The sequence below is a fragment of the Paenibacillus sp. RS8 genome, assembly GCF_041956825.1.
GTDB lineage: Bacteria > Bacillota > Bacilli > Paenibacillales > Paenibacillaceae > Paenibacillus_AQ.
Window position 1 is genome coordinate 664,810 of record NZ_CP168131.1, and the last position, 22,413, is coordinate 687,222.

The window sequence follows — 22,413 nt, forward strand, 5'->3', positions numbered from 1 at the left end:
CCTATAGGTGGCAACCGTAAGGGGATTTTAGAGTAAAAAGAGGCTGTTCCTCAATGCTTCTGATATCTTCTCTTGAGCTGTCTCTACATAGTGTTGAACAGTACCCTTTTGAATTCCTAGCATATTCGCTATTTCGTTGAAGCTGAAGCATTCTCCGTGCGCCAGTATATAACACTCCCGCTCCCGTGGGCTCAATGTGGACAGCGCATCTTCGAGCTGGAACATCTCCCAATCACTGAGATTACTTGGACTACCTGCTGAGCTTTTGGAAATGAAGGCTTGCATGTGGAGCGGGTCCATTGGCTTTTCCTTTTGATAAGCAGCTCTTCGTTCAATCCCACGCTTATTTCCTGGCCGCCTACCAGTTGATAACCATTCAGTTACAAACTTGCAATCAGATACCATGCCCGATATTACTTTCTTATCATCCGCATCAGCTCTACGATATGCCCGTTCAGCTAAGAGTCTTGATCGTTCGTAATTAATGCTTGTAGCCGCTCCTAAGTCAATAATAGTCCAGCTTGGCATGATCTGTGACTGGCTTATAGTTTTCTCAATCATAACGGCTGCCACGTTTACGATTTCCGTTTTCATCTACCTGTACGTCACTGAGTACCATTGCGCATGTATCAGGAACGTAGATGCCATTGTGTTCACCAGAGTTTATGCGATATCCATCCCGCTCCCTTATTGCTCTAAAGGTTACTCCTGATACTATGCTACCTGATGGAGCTGAGAGGTTTTGAGTTGTTTTAATGATCATTAGTTGTATTCCTCCTCTTATAAGGATTAATAGACAAGCAGGCGGCCCCCGCTTCGCTGGGTAATTCGGTCGGTCTCGAAGGCCTTCGGCCAATAATTTCATCCTGTTGGCTTGTACACGCTGTCTATGCTAAGTGCAAACGTCTTGATATTAGTTGATATGAAATATTTCATGCTTGGCGTTGTGTAACGAACCCAAGTCATTCCCCAAGATAGAACTTCAACCGGCTCGGTTAGCTTCCAGTCTTTAAAATAACGTTCTCCCGACTTTAACGCTGCCTGTACTTCCTTAACTCTCAATTACCTTACCTCCGAATGGGTATCTTTCTGTATTGGAGCGGGATTAAACATACCAGACTGCAATGAGTCACTTAGTTCTGCCCACACTTCCGCACGAATCACTGAATCATTAGTTCCCGCATGACGTTCCATTAACCAATTATCCAGTACATGTTGTTTGATTTTATCAGCAGATATTAATCTTTCACTCATATCCTCTTCTCCCCCTTATACCTCTATTAGTTCTGGATTCTCGTAGATGTTGCCGACTTTTCGAGTTCCCTCCACCCACCAGTAATTTCTATCGCATTCAAGCACTTCGGTCATCCATAAAAATCCATCTGGTAAGCTGTCTGCCACAAACATGAATCCGCATCCCTCGCGCTTAATCTTGCAAATATGGGCTTCATTCTCGTATTGAAGTTCAACGATATCACCATCACAAATTTCCTCTTCGTCATCTCCATCATCATGTACTCCTGTATATTGCATGAGTTCAAAGTCCGACATCCGAAGCTTGTGGAATCCCCGATCTTCCATTTTGATATACACGCCTAGTACCTTCACTTCAAAATTGATGTGCTCCAGTCTATCAGGTTGGATCATTTGACCGAGTGGCTTATACCATGCTCGGTATTTAGGTACTATACTCATCCGTTATCGTCTCCTTTGATTGGGGTCTCAGCCCCCTTATAAGTTCAGTACAGCCAACCCTGCGGCCTCCGCTACGCTAAGTATTGCGGTCGTAACGATGCCCTTCGGCCTATCCCCTCTATGTTTTGCTTCGTCCAACATTTCACCTACATATGCACATTCATATCCATCTGGATCATTAAATAGAGAAGGGTTGGCATCCATAAATTCTTTAGCTTCATCGCACATGTGCCAATTTTGAAACTCTCCTTCATACTCGCCCCTGTAATTCCAACAACTTGAACCTGATGGGATTGTGCGTCCTGTCGCGGCACATTTGTGATCCTTGCGAGTCTTATTGACTCTCGTTAATTTGTTCCATGTGCTCATTGGTTATCTCCTTCCTCATAATCGCAATCTGGGTTTTGACATTCTTCCCAATGAGATTCAGGACCTTCATCACCGCCCCACTGTGGAACCATGTGAGATCCACAGCCACGGCACTTGTTCTCTTCTTCCTCTTTGGGTGCTGGGGTATCTGGGTAAAGGGTGCGAAATGCCTTTACAATGCGCTGGACATGATCGTCTTCTTTTCCCGCAAACATAACCATGCAGCCAAGTGCGTCTTTCATAAGCTCTCTCAGTTGTTGTTCCCGTTCTCCGCGCTCTTTGGCTTCTTGGAGCCAGTAGGGAAGGGCAGTACGGGCTTCGGCAGCAACTATCGCGTTTAGCTTTGCTTGATCTGCACTTACCTCTGGTCCTCCTGGGTAACGTGCGCCTTGCCATGCTGTAAATATTTCTGATGCATCATGTTCAGAAGTGACGTTATATTGGTCAGCTGTGGGCACAGTCCAAGATCTAGCCTTCCACGGACCCGGTGTTGCCGCCTCGCACATCTCCATATCCTTTTGCCAGTCCCTTTGTGTCATTGGGCTTCCTCCCCTACCAAATTGATGTGCTGATGATTGCTGGAAATTTCTCCGTCCGATTGACGATTTCGATAATCGACGTTTTCTGAGTACCGCCTTCTTCAAGGGTGATAAACTTTCTCCGAAGTTCTTCTAAGTCGGTAATTTCAGTTACCTCCGGATCCTCCAATTCATCCAACCCAAATTCCTCGATCAAACATTTCAGTGCCTCTTCTGAACTGTTGGCAGACACACGGAATGTCTCTGCTCCGTCATCAATCTTCCACACTGGAATGGCCGGCATAATGGATAACTGCACTTTTCCAGAAGGAGAAACTACATACCCGTTACACTCACACTTAACTGATTTATCAGAGGCCATGAAATCATATGGCGTATTCGCTGCCTCGTGTGCCTTACCACATGTCCAGCAATAGTGAACTACCTTCATATTTGTCATATCCATCGTTTATATCCTCCTTTTGGGAGAGGAGGGCTATTAACCCTCTCTGTCCCTGTATCTTTGGAATGCGCATTAAGCTATTTCTTTGAAACTCTCTGAAACGTCACCTTTCGAAATCTCTATCCATGTTCCGTCCTCGTTCTCCAACCGAACTTCACCACCGACTATACGGTAGTCTTCTGTATAATCGAACCACTGTGAACCTTTTTCAATAAGCATTCCGCTTTCTTCTATCGTGAAACCATCTCCGTCACATTTATCAATCGAAAAACCTTTTATACATTCGTACTTTTTCAATTTGATTCACTCCTTTGCTATATGCGTCTACTCTTCCTTTGGGAGAGGAGGGATACTCCTACTCCCTAAAATAAATGCTGTTGTATGATGGCTGTCCGTCGCTCGGCAATTTCAACATACTGCGGCCCCATTTCGATAATTGTACATTCACGGCCATTTTCTAGTGCTACCTTTAATGTTGTTCCGGATCCTCCGAACTGGTCCAATACATGACCGCCTACCGGAGCTCCGGCTAATATACACGGTTCTATAAGTTTTTCGGGGAATATAGCAAAGTGAGCTTCTGAGAACTGAGCTGTTGGCACCGTCCAAACTGATCTCTTATTCCTCATTTGTGGCAATTCAAAAGGCTTAACTTCTTCTCTCAATCCCTGATTAAGTGGGTTATTTATAACTCCTTTTGATCCTCGGACCGTGAACACCGCTTTCATATTCCCGTTTGTTTTTGCCCCGCCATTCGCTCTTACTGATCCGTTTTGTCGCTCTAGATCCTGAGATATTCTATTGATGGACGATTCTGCTAAGGGCTCCATGATTGCGTCCTTATCGTAGTAATATTTCTCGGACTTCGAGAAAAAGAAAAAGTATTCATGTGCCTTCGTTGGTCTGTCCTGCACACTCTCTGGCATACAGTTTGGTTTGCTCCAGATATTGTCCATACGGAGATACCAGCCGTCAGCTTGGAGGGCAAAGGCTACACGCCACGGAATACCGATTAGGTCTTTATTCTTTAATCCATGAGGATTCTTTTGTATTCTTGATAATTCACTGTCTGGATCAGGAACATAGACTTCCTTTTGAGCATCTTTGTTTTTCCAAGCTCCTTTGCCACTTCCCGCATAACTATCCCCGTAATTCATCCAGAGAGTTCCATCTGACTTCAGTAGTCGCCATACTTCTCTAAATACGAGTACCGAGTGAGCGACAAACATATCAGGTGAAGGCTCTAACCCTAAGCATCCGGTCCATGCTGGCATAGTTACAGGTGCTAGTCCCAGCATTGGTGTATAAGTTACTTCTGGCCATTCTGTCGGCGGTATGCCGTAATCACGTAGGCCCCAGTATGGAGGACTAGTAACGCAAGTGTTAAATGACTCAGCCGCAAGTGTCGGCATGATCTTCATGTTGTCACCTTGCAGGATCATACTTCATTCCTCCTTAGAGCTAGTAAACGCCCCCTGTAGTGTGATATATTCCGCCTCTGCCCTCTCTCGGGGGCAAATGTTTGTCTTATCCTTTACTTGTGTCATGACTTACCCTCCTTGCGCTTCAAATCGTTTCTTTGCCTCTGTAGCGTCTTTATATGAGTTATTGCAGACATGGCAATCTTTTTTATCCATTCGGGGTCAGCAGCCGCAATTTCTACCAGAGACATTTCAGTAATGCTTTCTAATTTGAGGATGGTAGTAGGTCGGTCATAATTGGAGTTTTCCTTTGTCATGACTGTGCCTCCCCGATCTGTTCAGATGCCCATTTGCCTTTACCAACTCCACAAGCTACCTCATAAGACCAGTAGGAAGGGCAATCTGTGGTATCCGGCATCATCTTGGTATCTCCCAAACTCTCAGATACACAAGTGTTGGTGTCTGCGCGATCAGGAGCCCACATATTCCAATAGCAATCCGTACAAGAGCAGTTCCCATTCCATTTAGGGTCCTGTGTGGCTGTGATTCGTTCAAACACTTCCTCGATGCTATTCATGCCTTATCACTCCCTTCCTTCAGCGCTTCTTTTGCAATAGCCTTCATACTTATTGCGGAGCTGCCTATAACGTCCATGCCAGCAATGGCTATAAGAGCTAGCCTTAGCTTTGTAAGGTCACGGTCAATTCCGTGAATGATCTCGCCTTGCTGGGCTATGGTCTGCTGTGCTACCTCAAGTTCTTCCCGCACAGCAGGAAGTGATATATCTGCAATAGAGCGTATATAGTTTAATTCTTCATTTAGCGTGCTTATGGTCTGCTGTGCCTCTGCTAACTCGCGCTGAATCTCAGTGTCACCCATCATCAATGCGTTTACAGCTTCTTTCCAACGCGCGTTCTGTTGTTGTGACTCTTCTAGAGCAGCCAGCAACTCAATAGCCATCTCAGGAGGCAACCCCCGATTAATTTGTGAGTAGGCTTTATATGCTTCTATCTGTTCTGGTGTCATTGGTAAGGAAACTTTTCCTGATTCACTCATTACTGCACTCCTTCCGGAAACTCATCCCATGTCCGTCCATCTAGTTCCCTTCCTGCTGCCTGCTTGCCTATCCTACATACCGAGGTGTCGGGGTCAAAAGTATGCCAAGGCCTTCCCTTAATTCCGGGCTCATTGCACCGCAATGCGTGAGTCTCTTTCCATTCGCCCCATTGCTTGAAGAAGAATGGAACAGCTGCAGCTTGGCACTGATCCCGAAGCTCCTGTACCCACCACGGATGCATTGGCCGTGCCTTATGTCCGCTCTCTCCACCGACTATGACCCAATTTACAGGAGATTGTGCCGAATCCCCTTGCTCGTCTACGAACAGCCATTTACTCAGATCAACATTCCCTAGCAAAGGCTCGCAGCTTAGAAACCGAACGGCTGCTGGTGTATCCAGTAACAATGGAATCCGTTCGTCTGCTGCCTGTTGGTTCTCAACGCTGACACCAATCCAGAGATTAGGTAACGGCCACATCTCCTTAACTGGAAAGCCACTAATGTACTCCGAGAAATAAACGTCTGCGTCATCCATGATCAGAATGCCGTCCAGCGCCTTGCTCCAGCGCTCCAGAAGTCGTTCTGGTCCAGCAGAGAAGTATTGTTGCATCCGCTCAGGCCGTTTTGTAAGCAGCATATAGGTGTGCTTACCGATTCCCTCCAACATGTGACTAGCAAGCATAATGCCAAAAACCTGATCAATGTATTGCTGCGACACTTCTTGGTGGAATAGGTCACTCATGCTATTGACGAATATTCTCCGAGATCTCTTCCATCGAATCGGTTGCATTAGCTTCTCCGGCCGCAGTGTCACCTTGAATCCAGAGTCAAAGTAATGCCCTGGCGTACCCTCGAACCGCTCAGTGAATGTCTTAGCGTAGCAGTTACGACAACCTTCGCTTACCTTGCTGCATCCGGTGACCGGGTTCCAAGTTGCGTCCGCCCATTCAATGCCTGTTTTATCGCTCATACTGGTTATCTCCTTATGGGGCTATGCCCTGTATTAATCACCTAATTATCGTTGTTATACGAACTAGCAAATCTTCAAGTTAGCTTTCTGGCATCGTTTCTCTTGATCTTATACTGCACCCTTCCCCACTTAGGACGACAGCGCCGAAGTATCTCTTGTTGGGCTTCCTGCTTGTCCAATGGATGAGCTCTAGTTTCTTGTAAGACAGTGTGTAATTCCTGTCTTGTAGCTGCTTTCCAGTTCATATCATCACACCTTTTAAAACGGGGCAGCCGAAGCCGCCCCACTTGAGTGAAATTAAGCAATAATTACGAAATCACCAGCTGAAATCTCTTCTTTCAACGCCTCTTCCAGATAAGCCTTGATTGTGTCCATGGCTTCGACCTTCCAAGCTCCCCCATCCGCTTCAATCAAAGCAGCAGCAGGGCCGCTCCGCATACGAAACACGAACAGAGATTCAGGCTGTTTAATCTCAACGAAAGTGCGGTAAGGGAGCAAGGTGACGGGATTCGGAATGGTTACTGTTCCTACGGTCGCTACACCTGTTTTCGCTGTGATCTGCTGGGCTACCCCATCATCTCCGGTATTCTGTACGTTCTCTTCTTTGATATTACCGACAACCTTGAGCAGAGTAGCCCGGGTTTCTGATGGAACGAAAAGTGACTGAAGCATAATATTGAACGTCTCAACATCCATGAAATTGTCAAAGCGTATTGTCGGAAGCAAGGCGTCTGCTACTGCAAATGTGGAGCGGGCAACATCTTCGTTAAACGTGCCAAATGCTGACACTTTAGTAGGGCTTTCGATGTGAATCATTAGCTTCCCAGGTGCATCGTATCGAGATTTGAGGTAATCCACAAATCCGGAAAGACTACGAATCACCAGTGGTGCTGGAGTAGGCTGACGCAAAAGAGTAAGTGTATGATTGGAATATTGCTGTCCGTTAATTTCAAGCGTTTTTTGGCTCGCCAGTCCAGTGATATATTGCAGGGCTTCTTTAATCATGATTAGTTTCCTCCTTGGGATTTACGTTGTAAGTACGATACATTACCTGTGCTAGCAATTGCTTCTGGTTCTACCTTCTTGCCACGATCGTCCGCAAGATCACCTTCGTCATCAATCATCATCTGATTTTTAACTCCAGAGACAAGTTCCTCTGCAACTGCTTTTCCTTCTCTGTCCTTACCGAATACCAACTTTGTAGCGATGCCATGTGCTGGTGCCAATGTTGGTTTATTATCCACACTGACCAATCCGATCTCCCGCTGTTCATCCGGCTTGATGGTAATGGTCACGGTAAGCTTACGAGCTTTCTTCCAGTCGGTGTTCGGATCCATAATATTGTCGGCTACCTTGTTCAATTCGATGTTGATACGCTCGCCGACAGCTCCGCCAGCCAAGTTTTCAATGCTTATTTCATTCATTCTATTTCCTCCATTCGTTTTTTAGGGGATAGTGGCACCTCAGACAATTCGGTGGAGCTCGTCCCTCATGTGTTATCCAGAGTAGTATCATAGATGTTGCTCCGCTGCTGTCATTTCTGCTTCTGAAAGCATATATACATTGATCTGTTCCATGCCCCTGACATATAGCGGAGCATAGCTATGAGGCGGGATAGCATTACGAACATGTAAGTATGCTATGGGATGGTCACCAGGTCCGACATGCGCTCCTAGTTCAGCACAGCGATAACGAGGTAGTAGTATCCATCCTTCTGGACGAGCGGGACGCCATCCTATACCGCCGGTGATGTACACTGGTTTTCCGTAATTCTATACCTCATCTCGGGTCAGCCATCCGTTACGATCAGGCATTTTCCATCAACTCCCGCTTCAATATCGGCCAGAGCGGAGTCATATGACGGATGCGGATATAACGACAACGTTCATATTCCTTAATCTTTCCGCCATAGTATTCATGTTGTTCATGCATAATGATGCCACGGCAGTGCCGGCAGATCGGGACGGTAGTCCATGTTACGGTAGCTTCAAGTTTGCAGGAGGGCACTGAGCATTTCATGAGTTCCCTCCGTTCATGCGGTTCATTGCATCTTCTCGGCGTTTGCTGGTACCGTTATTCTTGATGACCTCGCAGTTCCCAAGGATGCGATCTATACAACGTCCATCCTCGTCTAGTGGCTTATTATCCTTGTCCCAAGCAAACCATTGTTCCAGTCTATCTAGGTCGAGATTGGTCGTATAAATTGTCTTCTTACCCTGCCGGCCATTGATAATCGGAAATAAAAGTGTTTTGAATTCCCAATCAGTTAATTTTCCAGCCCCGATTTCATCTAGGACAATCAGATCAGCATTGATTGCCGCTCTGACAATACCGTCAATGGATGATGCCCGTTGAGCCCCGTCAGTTGAATAAGAGCTGCGGTTAAAGGTGGCTTTTGCTATCTCTACAAGTTGTGGCCAGTCTAGATAAAGAGTGGCCCAACCGTCTGAGTCTATCGAACGTTGGATTGCTCTAGCAAGGTGACTCTTTCCGTTGCCAGCTGCTCCGAAGAACAACAAGCCTAACTGTCTGCTTTTGAATTCTCGATAGAATTCCTTGCTCTTTTCCAGCACCTTTTCAGTTCCAGGTCGCTGGAGGAAGTTTTTAAAGCCTGCATCCCGGATGGAGTCGTTAATGATGTGGCGACTGAATGACTTTAGTATCTCTCTTCGCCGTTCCTCTCGGTCTTTCTTTAACTCCTCTTCTTCTCGCTGCTTTGCTAGAATATCTGTTTCGCATTTGCATGATAGGAGCGGGTAAAACATTTTTCCGAGCACCTCGTACTCTCCATGCCTGAGCTCTGCTCTACAGAAGATGCAGCAGCCCAAAACTGGGTTATCCGGCTTTTTATTCAATGACGAATTGGTTAAGGCCGGAATCGCTTCGGCTAGGTTGATCGGTTGCACCTCTGTTCACTCCCTTCGGCCATGGCTCATTGAGATACGCTTCAAAATTTCCCGGTCTAAATAATGTTGATGGCCTCAAGTACTGTTCCCGATCAGTCCCTTTCCAACTGGCAACCTTTTTATTAATCACGGTTTTGAAGTCCTCCAGGCTACGACCTTCTTTTACCCGTGCGTTGATTAGCTTTGTTGTAGTTCCCGTGCTCGATTTATAATGACTGCCTGTCCTATCGTTTAGATAGGCAATGACCTGTTCAGGGATCCCCTCGTCAGGTTTGCCTGACAATGTATTATTTAAGTGGTTATTTATATTATGGTTATTTATATATAGTTCTTTATAGGGTGCATGTGGTGCACCACCCTGGTGCATGCTGTGCACCACATCTGGTGCATGTGGTGCACCACCCTGGTGCATGCTGTGCACCACATCTGGTGCATGCTGTGCACCACCTAGTGCATGAGGTGCACCACCACGGATAATTTTGTAAAGGTTGCTACCGTTCTTTTCTTCACCGCGGCGAATTATTTTTTCGAGCAATTTATTCTCAACCAACCACTCCACACACTCGATGGCTTTACGTCTGCTCATGGAGCATTTAGCGGCGATTGTGTTATAGCTCGGAAAGGCCACGGTCGAGTTGTTGGCACAGCGGCAGAGATAAAGAAATACAATTTTTACATGTGTTCCAGCGTCGTCTCGGTCGAATATTTCATTTGGTCCAATAAAGAATCCCGTTTCAAACGCTATGTTGCCCTCAATATTTGACATCTTTTTCAGTCCCTTCATGCTGTTCGCGCCTTTTCTGTTCTGCCCATTTTCGGCCTTCGGCTGAATAATCGACAATATTATGACAAGTCCCAGTGTTAACTGATGGACCACAAAGCATAGCGACATCGTTAACACTGGTTTTCTCTTCTATCCGCCAACGGCGAACCAAATGAGCACACTGCAGTTCTCTCATAAGCCCACAGCGTTCGCAACGGCCGCCGGATCTCTCCAGCGCTGCGGCATAAACGTCCTTACTGATTGCCCCCCGTTGCTTGGCAGTGGGCCTATTACGCTTGTGTTTTGGTTTTGGAACAGGATGAAACCCAAAGCTAAGCACGACGCGCACCACTAAACATGTAGTGATTAAGACAAGTGTAATTACAGCACCGTGCATTTCCATGACGAACTACGTCCTGACCAAAGAGCATAAAACGGCCGCAGTTGGGAGCGGCGCATCTACCCACAATTACAAATTGTTCCTTATCATCTGTTTTCATTGCTTTTTCCTCCGATCCCTGATAAACTGACCGTAAATAATTATTTGTAAAGCTACAGTCCACGGCTCCTACCCCGTGAGGCTGTTTTTCGTTTATCCACAAACTATCCACACTGTGCGCCGCGTTCAGCAGGACTGCTCCAGGTAGCGAGTAATTCGTCACGACGTTGGCGGAACATTTGGATGGCATGCTGCTCATTGGTTTCATCCCCCCGCATTTTTGCGTCTTTACTGGCTTCAAGCCAATAACGCATTTGATAACGGCACTCTCTTAAGTCCTTCATACCCAACCCTCACCTTTGAACTTATTGATAAAGTAAATCTGACCCTTACCTGTTACCTTGGTCGTACGAGTGATCCGGCTGCTACCGTCCGGATTAATAATGGTCCTGGTGCGAATCTCGAATAGTTCCAGATCCATTGCCCGTTGTGTAGGTATGTTATAATACTCACCCTTTGAACCGAGGAAACCGCGCTGTCTGAGAATTTTGAATAACCGGTTCTGACCAATATCAATACCGTTTTGCTTCAGCAGCTTCGCTAACTCGCCAATCAAGATGGTTGTCGATGAAACTTCAACCGATTCGGCATACAGTACCTTAGGCTTGTCCTGCTCAACTTTCGCTTCAAGTGCTTGGCGGGCAGAGCGCTCTTCCTTCAGCCTGGTTGCAGCTTCTATGAGCAGATCCGGATTGTCCAGAAGTTCGTCCGCAGCATACATTCCAGTTTTTCGGATTGATGGGAGCACCTCATCGAAGATCCAGTGTTCAAATTTTTCAGCTTTAGCCTTAATCGCAGAATTACGGGATTGATCTGCTGCTTTAACAATCAAACGGTATACATCGCCTTCGGTGATAATGTTCGTTTCTTGAATGCCACCTCCAGAAGGTATCCCCAACTTACGGATACCTTTGCAATGATCGATTGCGGCTTGGCTTGGTTTTGCATATTCCAAAGCGCGCGCGACGTCTACTCCAACAAAATTTGTTTTTCCGTCAATCTCGATCGTGCGAACATCTCCAAACTCAGGGTGATTAAATATTGTTGGTTGATTTTCCATGGTGCCCCCCCAAAGTGACGAATTTTTCGTCGGATTAAAGTGATGTCAAATAACGAACTTCCATGTCATTTATAAATACTTGCATTTCTTCACTTCCTGCATAATGCCGACGGTACATAGCAATAATCTGATTGAGTAGATCCGCTCTTGCTCCAGCATCTAAACAAGATTGCATGGTCACTTGTATGCTGTACATGTCATTGCTTTGTTTGAAATTAGGTAAACCAATCATTCTCCCATTGCCAATGAGCCTACGTTGAGATTCGTGGATAGCTTTGTTATCTGATCCGTTACCCATGCTTGCACTCCTTTCCATTTTTCTCCTCTGCCTATAGAATAAGAGTTGTCCAGACTACAAATTCTGAGGAAGAGGTGTACATTGAATCCGTATATGTTTGCAATTGATGCCATCCCCGCCCCGTCAAATAAAGACTGTGATGATATTGCCGGTGCGAGAGTTCACATTTGGGTCATCTCCAAAGATAAGGAAGGCGCTAAAATAAGGGCCTTGGATTACATTACAAATTATCATTGGGAGGTAACAAATGTTGAATACGAATTCGAGATTCAGCAAGCGCTGATTCCGAATTTGGGTGTAGATGAACTTCGCTTGTATCAGAACGCTCTTCTTTATGGGATATCTGCTGATTTTCTTGCTCATCCAAAGATTCCGGGGAGCCCTGAGGATCCATCCGTAAAGAGGAAACTTGATTTACCTTAGCCTTATTACCTTTTGATTGATCAATGACCGCTGAACATTCTGCGGTCTTCTTTTTTTGAGCTTGTCGTCTGTTCAATCGTTATCCCTCCTCCCTGCCTATGAGCCGTTTACGTCAACATCGCTTAGATTCAGTATTGAACCCCAACGCCGCCTGCACCATTTCTCGCAAGAGACTTGAAGTGAGATAACCCTTTGCTATTGGTATAATAGCTATCGATGTTATTCTCATCACCTCTGCATACTGTAGGTACATGGTCGTTTGCTACCGCGTCAACCACGTCTAAATGACTGAGGCTTAACATGTTGCGGATTGATAGGAGCGAATAAGTGAATTTACTTTTCAGCATTGTTGTTTACCTCACTTTCAGGTATAAAGCCATATGATGTGGTTATGATTGCAGTTAGAGGGCGGTTAGTCCAGTGATTCAACGCTTGCCCTCTCTTGTTTGGCTATCCACCCTAGTAGTGTTGTTTTTTGAATGCGAAGCGTCTTTCGCACTTTAACACTCTCTATTTCACCGGCTTTACACCAACGATAGACAGTATTTCTTGAAACTCCTAAATAAGCAGCGACTTCATCAGGTTTCAGAAATTCTGGAAGTTTATTTATTCCTACAGACACACGCTGATCTATCATTTTCTTCACCCTTTCCTTTCTCAGCTAATAGCTCTAAGACGATACTGCGGAGCAAGGCCTCTTTCCTAGTCTGCTTATCGTTTACTGTCAAGGCAATCACCTCCCGAATAATCGCCTATCTGTTGACTTTATTAACAAAAAAAATTGTCCATTCAATACCCAAAATCCGAGCAATTCCTTGTGCTAATTCAACCGATGGCGCCTTTTTAAAGTTTTCTACTGAGTTGTAGTGCTGACGAGAAATTTCGAGCATTGTCGCTAATTTCTCTTGAGTTAGATCTAGCTTCTTTCTTTTTACGGCGACCACATTATGACTCAAATTATCACCCCCTCTTAACTTGTCGCCTAATCGTTGACTTAACAATAAATCAACATTAAGGCGATGTCAACCCGATTATTGCATTTGCATTCTCTGTTTTGTCGCTTATTTGTTGACATTAGATGAAAAAAGTTATATTATTACCTCAATGAGTACTACATAGGAGGAATTAAATTGTACGGTCGGAACTTACGTGAACTAAGAAAAATTGAAGGCTGGACTCAAGAAGAGGTGGCGAAAAAAATAGGGATTAGCAAGCAAACCTATTCACATTACGAAAACGAAAACAGAAAGCCTGGTCTTGAAACAATCAGAAAACTCGCTCTAGTATACCAAGTGGACATTGACAAAATATTTTCTGAATCTGATTTAGAAAACCTCACGGTAAAAGAAGAAACTGATATTGCAAAAAAGCTAGAAAACATGATGGCAGATCTCGAAGGAAATGATTCTCTGGCCTTTATGGGAGAACCGATGGATGAAGAAGATAGAGAATTACTTCGTATATCGCTTGAAAATGCTTTACGAACATCAAAGCAAATGGCAAAGAAGAAATTCACTCCTAAAAAACATCGATGATCTTCGGAGGTATTGGAATGGACATTGTCCAGAGGTTGATTCGTACTCATGAAACTAATAACCCCTTAAAATTAGCTGAACTAACCGGCATTACATTATATTTTGAAGATCTAGGTGAAAATATATGGGGTTATTACACCAAACTACATAGAATTCCACAAATTCACTTGAACAATCGGTTGGATAGTCCAAAAATTTTGTTTGCAGCTGGACATGAATTGGGACACCACTTTATACACCCCCATATAAACACTCCTTTTCTTAAAAAGAATACTTTATTCTCTTTGGACAAAATAGAAAGAGAAGCTCATAGTTTCTCGGTTCGACTTATGGTTGCTTTAGAAGTTCCATTGACCAATGAAACGCGTGAGGGCTTTCTTAATCGCTGTGGAGTACCCATGGAATTTCATCAGTTTTATTGATAATGATAGCGAGGTGATGGTACGTGTCAACAAAATCAAAGTCATCAAAAGAACAACCTAAATATCCTGGTGTTAGATTCAGAAATGGAAAGTATCATTATCGCTACAGTATCACTAATCCAGAAACAGGGAAAAGAAAACAAAAAGAAACACCTGGTTATAATTCCGCCAAGGAAGCATTTCAAGCTGGCATAGATATTGAGGCTGAATTAAGACGAGGTACTTATGTAGAGGAAAAAAATATTATATTTTCCACTTATGTTGACGAGTGGTTGAAAATGTATGAAGCGCATGGAAATGTAAAAAACTCGACAGTCTTCTTAAGGAAAGTAAATCTTCTTAAAGCTACAAAATACTTCGCTCATATAAGATTGTGCGATATAACAAAAAAACAATACCAAAGCATGTTAGATGATCTAAAATCAAAAAAATTATCCTATAACACAATTAATCTCGTTCATATTTCGTGTAAAATGTTATTCGATACAGCAGTGGAACAAGAAATTTTAAAGTCGAGTCCAGCAGCCAGTGCAAGACTGCCCTCATTCCAGCAAACTGTTGATCAGTTAGAATCAGGAACCTCTTTGCCTAAGTATCTCGAAAAGAATGAACTTTTGGAATTTCTAGAAACGGTTAAGGAAAATGGAACTGTCCAGGAATATGCATTGTTTTTCTTGCTAGCTTACACAGGACTCCGAATTGGGGAGGCGTGTGCGTTGAAATGGAGAGATATTAACAAAATAGAAAACTATATATCTATTACCAAGACGCTTTATGTAAGGGAAGGTGTTGAAAATTATATACTAAATACCCCGAAAACTAGATCATCTATTCGTGAAGTTGAAATAAGTAAAAAGGTAGTTGAGGTTTTAGATAGTCAGTCCCTTTGGCAAAAACAACTTATGATGGCAGAAAGACAAAAATACTATACAAAGGGCGGATTCATATTTGTAAATGATCAGTATAAGCCTGGCTATCCTATGATTCATGAAGTTGCTCAGCGAGGAATGAAAAAGTATCTCTTAATGACTGGGTTATCCGAAACGCTTACCCCGCATTCTTTACGACATACACACGCTTCTCTCTTGGCTGAAGCGGGAGAAGATTTAGAAGTAATTCAGAAAAGACTTGGCCATAAGAATGACCAGATAACTAGAGATATATATACACATGTAACCAAGAAAAGAAAAAAGGAAGCCCCTTTACGGTTCGAGAGGTTTATGGAAAACATATAATGTGGGTAGATTGTGGGTAGAACTATATTTCCTCTTAGTATTATCAGGGAAAATCATACATCGGATAGACGCACCAATCGTTGCCTGTTCTATAATGTTCCGCATGGATAATTCTATAAATCACCGGATCACGCAAGTTGATATTCGGTGAGCGCATATCTATTTTGGCGCGTAATACTCTGGCACCCGTAGGATAAACGCCATCCCTCATCTCTGCGAATAACTTCATATTTTCTTCCACAGAACGCTCCCGATAGGGACTGTTCCTTCCCGGCTCTGTAAGCGTCCCTCTATATGCTGTCACCTCTTCAGGTGATAAATCGCAGACATAGGCTTTTCCTTTTCGGATTAGCTTTACTGCGCTATTGTAAATTTTTTCTGAATAGTCTGATCCATAGAAAATATGGTCCGGTGAGTAGCCCATCCATTCAATATCTTCGATGATGGCATTTACATATTCCAGATCCTCTTTTAAAGGATTCGTGTCATCGAAACGCAAGTGGAACTTTCCGCCATACTTTTTTGCAGTTGTATAATTCGTGTCAATGGCATACGCACTGCCAATATGCAAATATCCGTTAGGTTCCGGTGGAAATCTGGTACAAATGTCTCTACTGTAAGTTTCAGCCTCAAGCTCTTCTTGAATAAATCTGTCGATGTAACTTTCTGCCACTACTTCTGATGGCTTATTCATTGTTGTTACCTCCTGTATATTAGTGATATCCGCCTTGTTTATCTGCAAAATAAAAAGAACCTCACCTCCAAGACTTATGGTCTTGGGGACGAAATTCTCGCGGTACCACCCCAGGTTCATTAATATGTCGCCATATTAATCTCATCAAGTACGGCAATGCATCTTTCGCAGTGCTTATACTCTAGCTCTATAACAGGAGCTCCCGTCATACCATCCCCGTCACCCGGTTCCGACATGCCGCTCAGAGGCTTGTTTCGATAAAATCCTCCTTACCCCGTTCTCATCATCCAGAGCTCTCTGTGAAGGAATGATTTTATTTACTCTTCTCGTCATCGCGTTTAATTATTTTGTATAGGATACCAAATAGATGGTCCTGTGTAAATGATGTGCTTTCTCTTCTGTCTGCTTACAATCTATTCCTCGCTCAGAGCTGTTATCAGTTCCAGCACCACTTCATTATCCGGCTCTACGGCCAAAGCTCTACGCGCGTATTCCATTGCAGCCCCTTCAGCTCCAAGCTCATAGTTACAAATCGCCATGCTATAGAGCACCGATGCTAATGGTTCTTCCGCATTGGCATGCATAGACCGCTCTAAGTAGACTAACGCCTCCTCGAACTTATCCATTTCATACAGCAGTAACCCAGCATCCAGTGAGAGGTCATAGCTCTGTTCCATCGGATAATAACCTGTCCACATGAGCTGAATCCCTCGCTGAAGATCCAGCATTTCTTCATCACTGGCATCCGGCAGCAGCTCCGAAATCTGTTCAGCACTATGGATAAACCATTCTGCATCATACCCACCTAAGCGCCAAAAAGCCAAAATCTGCTGAAGTCCCATCGTATCTATTTGCTGATCCATCCATTCCTTCATACTGAAGAAATCATCCGGGCCAAAACGCTCTATAAACCGCTTGTAGCCTAACCGAGTGTTCGTATAGCTCATCGGCGATTCCAGCATAAGAATACATCCGATGTTCAAGTTTTTATAATGATGTGAGGTAAATAAGGAATGCGCTCCTCGTTGCTCCAACGTATGCTGAATCGCATGATAGTTCGCTGTTAAGGAGAAGCTACCATGATGAATTAGCATAGGCGGCTCCGCAAATTCCCAATTCTCTATTCGGTGATCACCCTTATCCGCTGTAAGAAGTACAAACCCTCCTGTAGATAACTTAGCTAGCCGCTCCAGACAAGTAAGCCCCACCACTGGAAACAAAATATGCGAATCCTCCAGCTTCTGCTGATAGAGCTTTATAACATCGTGATAGGGATAAGTTTCCGCTTCGTAATCAGCCGCACGACGATAATGATATTGCGGGATAATTGTACCGAGTACCTCTGAGGGGTTATCCGAATCTGCATCCTCAGAATACTGAATCGACATCTCACATTCAAATATTTTACCTTCATCCACATAAATCAATTCCTGCGGGATACTGTCAAAAAAATAATTCGCCACAAGCAGCAGCGGCTGCTGTAAATCACCAGGTTTGATGCTGAGCTTAGCGTGCACTAAATACAGTTCAGTATCCTGTACAGCATCAAAACGTGCGAAATCCAGTATACCCTGCTCTACGAATGGAAGTAAGCTTGGGTGCTGCTGCCAGCTGGTTATATTTTTAACGGGTAAATCACTCATCACATAACGAAATGGAGGAAGCGGAGTCCCCGCATAATCTTTGATTTCGCATAGCTTCTTAAGGATATGGAACGCTAACCGCCCCGCTCCCGCTCCCAATTCCAGTATAGTGACTATTTCAGAGAGATGTCCTTGTCCAGCCCGATCTTGCAGGAATCCGAAGATCATTTCCGCATATGCAGTCGCAATCATAGGATTACTCGTAATATACTGCGGAACCTGATCATTATTCCAAGCCTTTAAACCCTTTTCTTCATAATAAGCCCGCTGTAATTCCCAAATGGGTGCTTCACTGAAGCGATAGTGCTGCCCTTCGTTACCTGTCATCTATTTCTTAACCTGCTCTCTGTATATCTTGTTAGAACACCTATGATACTTATTCCGCTCTCAATGTGCGTGACCTGAAAAGGACGTATTCGGCCTCTGCCGGAATGGAAACGGAAAATGACAATAATCCCGCTTTGGAGGTTAACGAATCAGGTCCTTTTAACGTTTGGTAGTAAGAATTGCCTTTGCTGTCCACACTCACCAGCTCCAGTTCCGCATTCCCTTTAGGGATGACGAAGCCGGAGGTATTTTGCACACCTAAGGTTAGTTTGTATTCTTTCCCGGATGGAGTCTGTGTCAGCGTACAGGGATATAGAGGATATGGATGTGCTGTTGTTTCCACTGGGTAAGGAGCAAGCGCTCGATCTGCCTCAGGCTTCGCCCATTCCTCCCCTTTTCTCGCACCAATGCCTAGGGTTAGTTTATTCACGTTATTGAATTGGGTTTCCCAGCGAAATGTCTTTAAACCCTCTAGGATAGGAGATGCTGGAACAAATAGGATTCCATCCTTGATCTCCGGGGCAATCCCTAATGAATCTTCTGTCTCCCCATTAAATTCTGCCTCTAGCTGTCCTGCTTTAATCTTCCCAACCGACCGGTCAAGCAGTGAAACCGTAACACTATTCGTTAGTGCGTCATAGAGCAAATCTGCACCAATCGCACTCGAAAAAGCCCGAATCGGCACCATTAATTTACCTGATTTAAAATAAGGAGCGAGTTTACCCGGAAAAAGGACGTAATACCCCCCGTATGACAGTGGCATTACCTGAGTCCCTAACTGGACAGCCGCCGACACCGATGTAGGTGTAACCGCTGAACCTGCGGCGAACATGATCACTAACAGACCGATGACATAAGCTCTTATTTTTCCTAGTCGTTGTAAGGACTCCTTAACATGATTCATCTTAAACCCCTCTCCCTCTCTACTCCGTTTAGATCCTCAATCTATATAAGTAATAATCAATGATCACTTGGCGCATGTCAACTTGTTCCACTTTTGTTATTCATCATAAAAGACAGGATTCTGCATATATTTTCATTGAGTTATTTAGAATCAAGAAAGGAGTGCGATGGATGACCGATGCTGGACAGGATTCACCAAGAAAGACAAATATCCCCCAGCCCATTCGAAGCGATGGCGCAGGGGGATTAGATAAAGGACCGCGTGATATTATGCGGGATTTGGAGAATCCGGATATGTTTGTCCCTCCCGTGACCGATGCCGGTCTTGTCCCCAATTTAAAATTCTCTTTCTCTGATGCGCATATGCAGCTTAATCATGGCGGCTGGTCGAGAGAGGTGACGGTCAGGGACCTCCCCATCGCCACTACACTAGCTGGCGTAAATATGAGCCTTACCCCCGGTGGAGTACGCGAACTCCATTGGCACCAACAAGCAGAATGGTCCTATATGCTGCTAGGTCGAGCTCGAATTACTGCCGTGGATCAGAATGGCCGAAACTTCATCGCCGATGTGGGACCAGGCGATCTTTGGTATTTCCCTCCGGGTATTCCCCACTCAATACAGGGTCTTGAAGAAGGCTGTGAGTTTCTGCTTGTATTCGACGATGGAAGTTTCTCTGATCTAAACACCTTGTCCATTTCCGATTGGTTTGCCCATACTCCGAAAGAAGTGCTTTCGGCTAACTTTGGGGTGCCTGCCGCTGCATTTGACTCTATTCCCACCGAACAGGTCTATATTTATCAGGATCAGGTTCCGGGTTCATTGCAAAGTCAGAAGGTAGAATCTCCATACGGAGAGATCCCACAAACCTTTAAACATTCCTTATTGGCTCAACCTCCGCTGAAGACTCCCGGCGGGAGCGTCAGAATTGTCGATTCCAGTAACTTTCCCATCTCCAAAACCGTAGCTGCCGCATTGGTAGAAATTGAACCCGGAGGGATGAGAGAGCTGCACTGGCATCCAAATAACGATGAATGGCAATATTATCTTACCGGAAAAGGACGAATGACTGTATTTGCCGGAAACGGTGTAGCACGAACGTTTAATTACAGAGCAGGCGATGTAGGGTATGTTCCTTTTGCTTTCGGACATTATATTCAAAATACAGGCGAAGATTCCTTATGGTTTCTTGAAATGTTTAAGAGTGACCGCTTTGCTGACGTTTCTCTAAACCAATGGATGGCACTCACTCCTCATGAATTGGTTCAAAGTAACCTAGACGTTGGACGAGAGGTTATAGACGCCTTAAGGGAGGTGAAATGGCCCGTAGTAAAATACCCTAAGCCAAGCAAAAACGCCTCCGGTGTCCCCAAAGGGCGGTAAGCGTTTTTGCGAGAAATATAAGGATAAGGTATCGGGTGAAACTTATACTTTCTTGTATTTTCTTAAAAAGAAAGCTTCATCTAATAACTATTCGCCAGACTCCGCAAATTGTTTGATTCTTTCCTCTATCTGGTCACGCACACGCTGGAACACTGCCCACTTCTCTTCATCGGTGCCTTGCGCTTTTGCCGGATCATCGAAGCCCCAGTGTTCCCGTATCACCTTCGGAGGTGTCGTTGGACATTTATCCGCAGCATCCCCGCATAAGGTAACGACTAGATCAGCGTTATTCAGCAGATTAGAATCAATCATATCCGAGGTCTGTCCGGTGATATCAATTCCTACTTCGCTCATGGCTTGTACAGCTTTTGGGTTTAGACCATGGGCTTCAATTCCAGCGCTATACACGTCCCATTCCTTCCCTAAATATCGCTTAGCCCAGCCTTCGGCCATCTGACTCCGACAAGAGTTTCCTGTGCATAAAAAATAAATGGTTTTTTTGTTCATCATGATCTTCCCCTTTTCAAATTAGGTAACCAATAACCACAAATAAAGACCTAGAAGCGTAATAAACAACGTCGGGATGGTCAATATAATCCCTGTCTTAAAATACGTTCCCCAGGATATCTTCACACCTTTAGCCGACAGTACATGCAGCCACAGCAGCGTGGCTAATGAACCAATTGGAGTGATTTTAGGACCTAAATCCGAACCTATAACATTCGCATATATTAAAGCTTCTTTAATGATTCCGGTTGTATGCGTTGCATCAATTGCGAGTGCGTCAATCATTACAGTAGGCAAATTGTTCATCATCGATGAGATCAATGCGGCAATGAAGCCCATCCCCATGGTTGCAGCAAACAGACCCTGATCAGCAATTACGCCAATCGCTTTAGCAAGTAAATCTGTTAGACCCGCATTCCGAAGTCCATATACCACGACATACATTCCGATAGAGAAGAACACAATTGCCCAAGGAGCTCCTGTAATCACTTCTTTCACCTTGACGTAAGGGCTTCTTCTCGCAAGGAGCAGGAACAAAATTGCAATAATTCCCGCAATCACTGATACTGGAATATTCAAAAATCCACTGACGAAATATCCTATTAGAAGAATAGCCAGTACCATCCATGACAGTCGGAACAATTTCTTATCCTTGATAGCCTCTTGCGGTTCTTTTAGCTGAGAGTCATTAAATTGCTTCGGAATACTTTTGCGAAAAAAAATATAGAGCACCACGATACTCGCCACCAAAGAGAATAACGTAGGTACGATCATCTTCCCTGCATACTCCATAAAGGTAATCCCAAAAAAGTCGGCCGATACGATATTCACAAGATTGCTAACCACAAGTGGCAATGAGGTGGTATCCGCTATAAAACCACTGGCGATAATGAACGGAAATACTTTTTTCTCATCAAAATTCAGCGCCCTTACCATCGCAAGCACAATAGGCGTAAGAATAAGGGCCGCTCCATCGTTCGCAAAAAAAGCAGAAACCAATGCACCAAGAACGATAACATACACAAACATTCGTGTTCCGTTCCCCCGTGCCGCCCGCGCCATATGTAACGCAGCCCATTCAAAAAATCCGATACTGTCTAGAATTAATGAAATTAAGATAATTGCGACAAACGCCAAAGTAGCATTCCACACCATCTGTGTTACTTCGAGCGCATCATTAAAGCTGACGACACCTACTAATAAAGCGATGATAGCCCCGCCGCAGGCTGACCATCCAATCGATAAATTTCGAGGCTGCCAGATCACAAAGATTAAAGTTACTATAAATATAAGTATGGCTAGAAGGGCCACGTTGCCATCCC

The 22,413-nt window shown here is 44.4% G+C and carries 36 protein-coding genes, 1 pseudogene and 1 other annotated feature; of the genes and pseudogenes, 5 read left to right on the top strand and 32 right to left on the bottom strand.

Going from position 1 to position 22,413, the window contains the following annotated elements; all coding sequences use genetic code 11:
* Positions 1–27 precede the first annotated feature (27 nt).
* From ACDZ28_RS04105 to ACDZ28_RS04220, 24 genes are all read right to left on the bottom strand, one after another.
* A complete protein-coding gene (locus ACDZ28_RS04105; protein ID WP_375104070.1) occupies positions 28–561 on the bottom strand; it encodes a sigma factor-like helix-turn-helix DNA-binding protein in 534 nt (177 codons plus the stop codon).
* Complete coding sequence (locus tag ACDZ28_RS04110) at positions 554–763, bottom strand: hypothetical protein (RefSeq protein WP_375104071.1); 210 nt, start codon at positions 761–763, stop codon at positions 554–556. Before ACDZ28_RS04110 ends, ACDZ28_RS04105 begins: the two co-directional genes overlap by 8 nt.
* Positions 764–861: 98 nt before the next feature.
* Positions 862–1,062: a hypothetical protein gene (locus ACDZ28_RS04115; RefSeq protein WP_375104072.1), complete on the bottom strand. Its 201-nt coding sequence runs from the start codon at positions 1,060–1,062 to the stop codon at positions 862–864.
* The gene (locus ACDZ28_RS04120; protein ID WP_375104073.1) at positions 1,063–1,254 is read right to left on the bottom strand and encodes a hypothetical protein; all 192 of its coding nucleotides are present in this window, start codon (positions 1,252–1,254) and stop codon (positions 1,063–1,065) included. It lies immediately after the preceding gene.
* A gap of 15 nt (positions 1,255–1,269) precedes the next feature.
* Positions 1,270–1,695: a YopX family protein gene (locus tag ACDZ28_RS04125; protein WP_375104074.1), complete on the bottom strand. Its 426-nt coding sequence runs from the start codon at positions 1,693–1,695 to the stop codon at positions 1,270–1,272.
* Positions 1,696–1,731: 36 nt separating this feature from the next.
* Positions 1,732–2,064, bottom strand: coding sequence for a hypothetical protein (locus tag ACDZ28_RS04130; RefSeq protein WP_375104075.1), 333 nt, complete (start codon positions 2,062–2,064; stop codon positions 1,732–1,734).
* Positions 2,061–2,603: a hypothetical protein gene (locus tag ACDZ28_RS04135; RefSeq protein ID WP_375104076.1), complete on the bottom strand. Its 543-nt coding sequence runs from the start codon at positions 2,601–2,603 to the stop codon at positions 2,061–2,063. Before ACDZ28_RS04135 ends, ACDZ28_RS04130 begins: the two co-directional genes overlap by 4 nt.
* A gap of 13 nt (positions 2,604–2,616) precedes the next feature.
* A complete protein-coding gene (locus ACDZ28_RS04140) occupies positions 2,617–3,048 on the bottom strand; it encodes a hypothetical protein (RefSeq protein ID WP_375104077.1) in 432 nt (143 codons plus the stop codon).
* A 69-nt stretch (positions 3,049–3,117) separates the two neighbouring features.
* Positions 3,118–3,342 (bottom strand): hypothetical protein, encoded by a 225-nt coding sequence (locus tag ACDZ28_RS04145; RefSeq protein ID WP_375104078.1) that lies wholly within the window; start codon positions 3,340–3,342, stop codon positions 3,118–3,120.
* Positions 3,343–3,407: 65 nt separating this feature from the next.
* The gene (locus ACDZ28_RS04150) at positions 3,408–4,487 is read right to left on the bottom strand and encodes a DNA-methyltransferase (protein ID WP_375104079.1); all 1,080 of its coding nucleotides are present in this window, start codon (positions 4,485–4,487) and stop codon (positions 3,408–3,410) included.
* 101 nt (positions 4,488–4,588) lie between these two features.
* Positions 4,589–4,783 carry a hypothetical protein gene (locus ACDZ28_RS04155; protein WP_375104080.1) on the bottom strand — a complete coding sequence of 65 codons (195 nt, stop codon included), beginning with the start codon at positions 4,781–4,783 and terminating at the stop codon, positions 4,589–4,591.
* Complete coding sequence (locus ACDZ28_RS04160; protein WP_375104081.1) at positions 4,780–5,043, bottom strand: hypothetical protein; 264 nt, start codon at positions 5,041–5,043, stop codon at positions 4,780–4,782. The genes ACDZ28_RS04155 and ACDZ28_RS04160 overlap by 4 nt, the downstream gene beginning before the upstream one ends.
* On the bottom strand, positions 5,040–5,522 hold the full coding sequence (locus ACDZ28_RS04165; protein ID WP_375104082.1) for a hypothetical protein: 483 nt from the start codon (positions 5,520–5,522) through the stop codon (positions 5,040–5,042). Before ACDZ28_RS04165 ends, ACDZ28_RS04160 begins: the two co-directional genes overlap by 4 nt.
* Positions 5,522–6,493, bottom strand: a complete 972-nt coding sequence (locus ACDZ28_RS04170; protein WP_375104083.1) for a DUF5131 family protein — start codon at positions 6,491–6,493, stop codon at positions 5,522–5,524. The genes ACDZ28_RS04165 and ACDZ28_RS04170 overlap by 1 nt, the downstream gene beginning before the upstream one ends.
* Positions 6,494–6,790: 297 nt before the next feature.
* The gene (locus ACDZ28_RS04175; protein ID WP_375104084.1) at positions 6,791–7,498 is read right to left on the bottom strand and encodes a hypothetical protein; all 708 of its coding nucleotides are present in this window, start codon (positions 7,496–7,498) and stop codon (positions 6,791–6,793) included.
* A 2-nt stretch (positions 7,499–7,500) separates the two neighbouring features.
* Positions 7,501–7,917: a replication terminator protein gene (locus tag ACDZ28_RS04180; RefSeq protein ID WP_375104085.1), complete on the bottom strand. Its 417-nt coding sequence runs from the start codon at positions 7,915–7,917 to the stop codon at positions 7,501–7,503.
* An 87-nt stretch (positions 7,918–8,004) separates the two neighbouring features.
* Entirely contained in the window at positions 8,005–8,250 is a 246-nt protein-coding gene (locus ACDZ28_RS04185; RefSeq protein WP_375104086.1) for a hypothetical protein, read from the bottom strand.
* Between the two features lie 49 nt (positions 8,251–8,299).
* Positions 8,300–8,512, bottom strand: coding sequence for a hypothetical protein (locus ACDZ28_RS04190; RefSeq protein ID WP_375104087.1), 213 nt, complete (start codon positions 8,510–8,512; stop codon positions 8,300–8,302).
* Complete coding sequence (locus tag ACDZ28_RS04195; protein WP_375104088.1) at positions 8,509–9,399, bottom strand: ATP-binding protein; 891 nt, start codon at positions 9,397–9,399, stop codon at positions 8,509–8,511. The genes ACDZ28_RS04190 and ACDZ28_RS04195 overlap by 4 nt, the downstream gene beginning before the upstream one ends.
* Positions 9,341–10,183, bottom strand: a complete 843-nt coding sequence (locus tag ACDZ28_RS04200) for a conserved phage C-terminal domain-containing protein (protein ID WP_375104090.1) — start codon at positions 10,181–10,183, stop codon at positions 9,341–9,343. Before ACDZ28_RS04200 ends, ACDZ28_RS04195 begins: the two co-directional genes overlap by 59 nt.
* A complete protein-coding gene (locus ACDZ28_RS04205; RefSeq protein ID WP_375104092.1) occupies positions 10,152–10,514 on the bottom strand; it encodes a hypothetical protein in 363 nt (120 codons plus the stop codon). Before ACDZ28_RS04205 ends, ACDZ28_RS04200 begins: the two co-directional genes overlap by 32 nt.
* A gap of 251 nt (positions 10,515–10,765) precedes the next feature.
* The gene (locus ACDZ28_RS04210; protein ID WP_375104094.1) at positions 10,766–10,945 is read right to left on the bottom strand and encodes a hypothetical protein; all 180 of its coding nucleotides are present in this window, start codon (positions 10,943–10,945) and stop codon (positions 10,766–10,768) included.
* Entirely contained in the window at positions 10,942–11,721 is a 780-nt protein-coding gene (locus ACDZ28_RS04215; protein ID WP_375104095.1) for a phage antirepressor KilAC domain-containing protein, read from the bottom strand. Before ACDZ28_RS04215 ends, ACDZ28_RS04210 begins: the two co-directional genes overlap by 4 nt.
* Positions 11,722–11,755: 34 nt before the next feature.
* The gene (locus ACDZ28_RS04220) at positions 11,756–12,019 is read right to left on the bottom strand and encodes a hypothetical protein (RefSeq protein WP_375104096.1); all 264 of its coding nucleotides are present in this window, start codon (positions 12,017–12,019) and stop codon (positions 11,756–11,758) included.
* A 93-nt stretch (positions 12,020–12,112) separates the two neighbouring features.
* Here ACDZ28_RS04220 and ACDZ28_RS04225 point away from each other — a divergent pair, with 93 nt between their 5' ends.
* On the top strand, positions 12,113–12,442 hold the full coding sequence (locus ACDZ28_RS04225) for a hypothetical protein (RefSeq protein ID WP_375104097.1): 330 nt from the start codon (positions 12,113–12,115) through the stop codon (positions 12,440–12,442).
* Between the two features lie 128 nt (positions 12,443–12,570).
* Here the strand turns inward: ACDZ28_RS04225 and ACDZ28_RS04230 are convergent, their stop codons facing one another.
* The 3 genes from ACDZ28_RS04230 to ACDZ28_RS04240 form a co-directional block, all read right to left on the bottom strand.
* A complete protein-coding gene (locus ACDZ28_RS04230) occupies positions 12,571–12,789 on the bottom strand; it encodes a hypothetical protein (protein WP_375104098.1) in 219 nt (72 codons plus the stop codon).
* Positions 12,790–12,854: 65 nt separating this feature from the next.
* A complete protein-coding gene (locus ACDZ28_RS04235; RefSeq protein WP_375105306.1) occupies positions 12,855–13,079 on the bottom strand; it encodes a helix-turn-helix domain-containing protein in 225 nt (74 codons plus the stop codon).
* Between the two features lie 115 nt (positions 13,080–13,194).
* Positions 13,195–13,398, bottom strand: a complete 204-nt coding sequence (locus tag ACDZ28_RS04240) for a helix-turn-helix transcriptional regulator (protein ID WP_375104099.1) — start codon at positions 13,396–13,398, stop codon at positions 13,195–13,197.
* A gap of 174 nt (positions 13,399–13,572) precedes the next feature.
* Here ACDZ28_RS04240 and ACDZ28_RS04245 point away from each other — a divergent pair, with 174 nt between their 5' ends.
* From ACDZ28_RS04245 to ACDZ28_RS04255, 3 genes are read left to right on the top strand one after another with little or no spacing between them, the layout of a single operon-like run.
* A complete protein-coding gene (locus ACDZ28_RS04245) occupies positions 13,573–13,977 on the top strand; it encodes a helix-turn-helix transcriptional regulator (protein ID WP_375104100.1) in 405 nt (134 codons plus the stop codon).
* A 17-nt stretch (positions 13,978–13,994) separates the two neighbouring features.
* Entirely contained in the window at positions 13,995–14,399 is a 405-nt protein-coding gene (locus ACDZ28_RS04250; protein WP_375104101.1) for an ImmA/IrrE family metallo-endopeptidase, read from the top strand.
* Between the two features lie 23 nt (positions 14,400–14,422).
* The gene (locus tag ACDZ28_RS04255) at positions 14,423–15,634 is read left to right on the top strand and encodes a tyrosine-type recombinase/integrase (RefSeq protein WP_375104102.1); all 1,212 of its coding nucleotides are present in this window, start codon (positions 14,423–14,425) and stop codon (positions 15,632–15,634) included.
* A gap of 49 nt (positions 15,635–15,683) precedes the next feature.
* Here ACDZ28_RS04255 and ACDZ28_RS04260 read toward each other — a convergent pair.
* From ACDZ28_RS04260 to ACDZ28_RS04270, 3 genes and pseudogenes are all read right to left on the bottom strand, one after another.
* A pseudogene (locus tag ACDZ28_RS04260) lies at positions 15,684–16,328 on the bottom strand (glutamate--tRNA ligase family protein); the annotation flags it as partial.
* Between the two features lie 81 nt (positions 16,329–16,409).
* Positions 16,410–16,670, bottom strand: a binding site (T-box leader).
* Between the two features lie 71 nt (positions 16,671–16,741).
* On the bottom strand, positions 16,742–18,298 hold the full coding sequence (locus tag ACDZ28_RS04265; protein ID WP_042131104.1) for a M48 family metallopeptidase: 1,557 nt from the start codon (positions 18,296–18,298) through the stop codon (positions 16,742–16,744).
* A gap of 49 nt (positions 18,299–18,347) precedes the next feature.
* Entirely contained in the window at positions 18,348–19,202 is an 855-nt protein-coding gene (locus ACDZ28_RS04270; RefSeq protein ID WP_076120315.1) for a copper amine oxidase N-terminal domain-containing protein, read from the bottom strand.
* Between the two features lie 170 nt (positions 19,203–19,372).
* Here ACDZ28_RS04270 and ACDZ28_RS04275 point away from each other — a divergent pair, with 170 nt between their 5' ends.
* Positions 19,373–20,584 (top strand): oxalate decarboxylase family bicupin, encoded by a 1,212-nt coding sequence (locus ACDZ28_RS04275; protein ID WP_339288191.1) that lies wholly within the window; start codon positions 19,373–19,375, stop codon positions 20,582–20,584.
* Positions 20,585–20,671: 87 nt separating this feature from the next.
* Here ACDZ28_RS04275 and arsC read toward each other — a convergent pair whose 3' ends face one another.
* Positions 20,672–21,091, bottom strand: a complete 420-nt coding sequence (gene arsC / locus ACDZ28_RS04280; RefSeq protein ID WP_042131108.1) for an arsenate reductase (thioredoxin) — start codon at positions 21,089–21,091, stop codon at positions 20,672–20,674.
* Positions 21,092–21,112: 21 nt separating this feature from the next.
* Positions 21,113–22,402 (bottom strand): arsenic transporter, encoded by a 1,290-nt coding sequence (locus ACDZ28_RS04285; RefSeq protein WP_042131109.1) that lies wholly within the window; start codon positions 22,400–22,402, stop codon positions 21,113–21,115.
* Positions 22,403–22,413 lie beyond the last annotated feature (11 nt).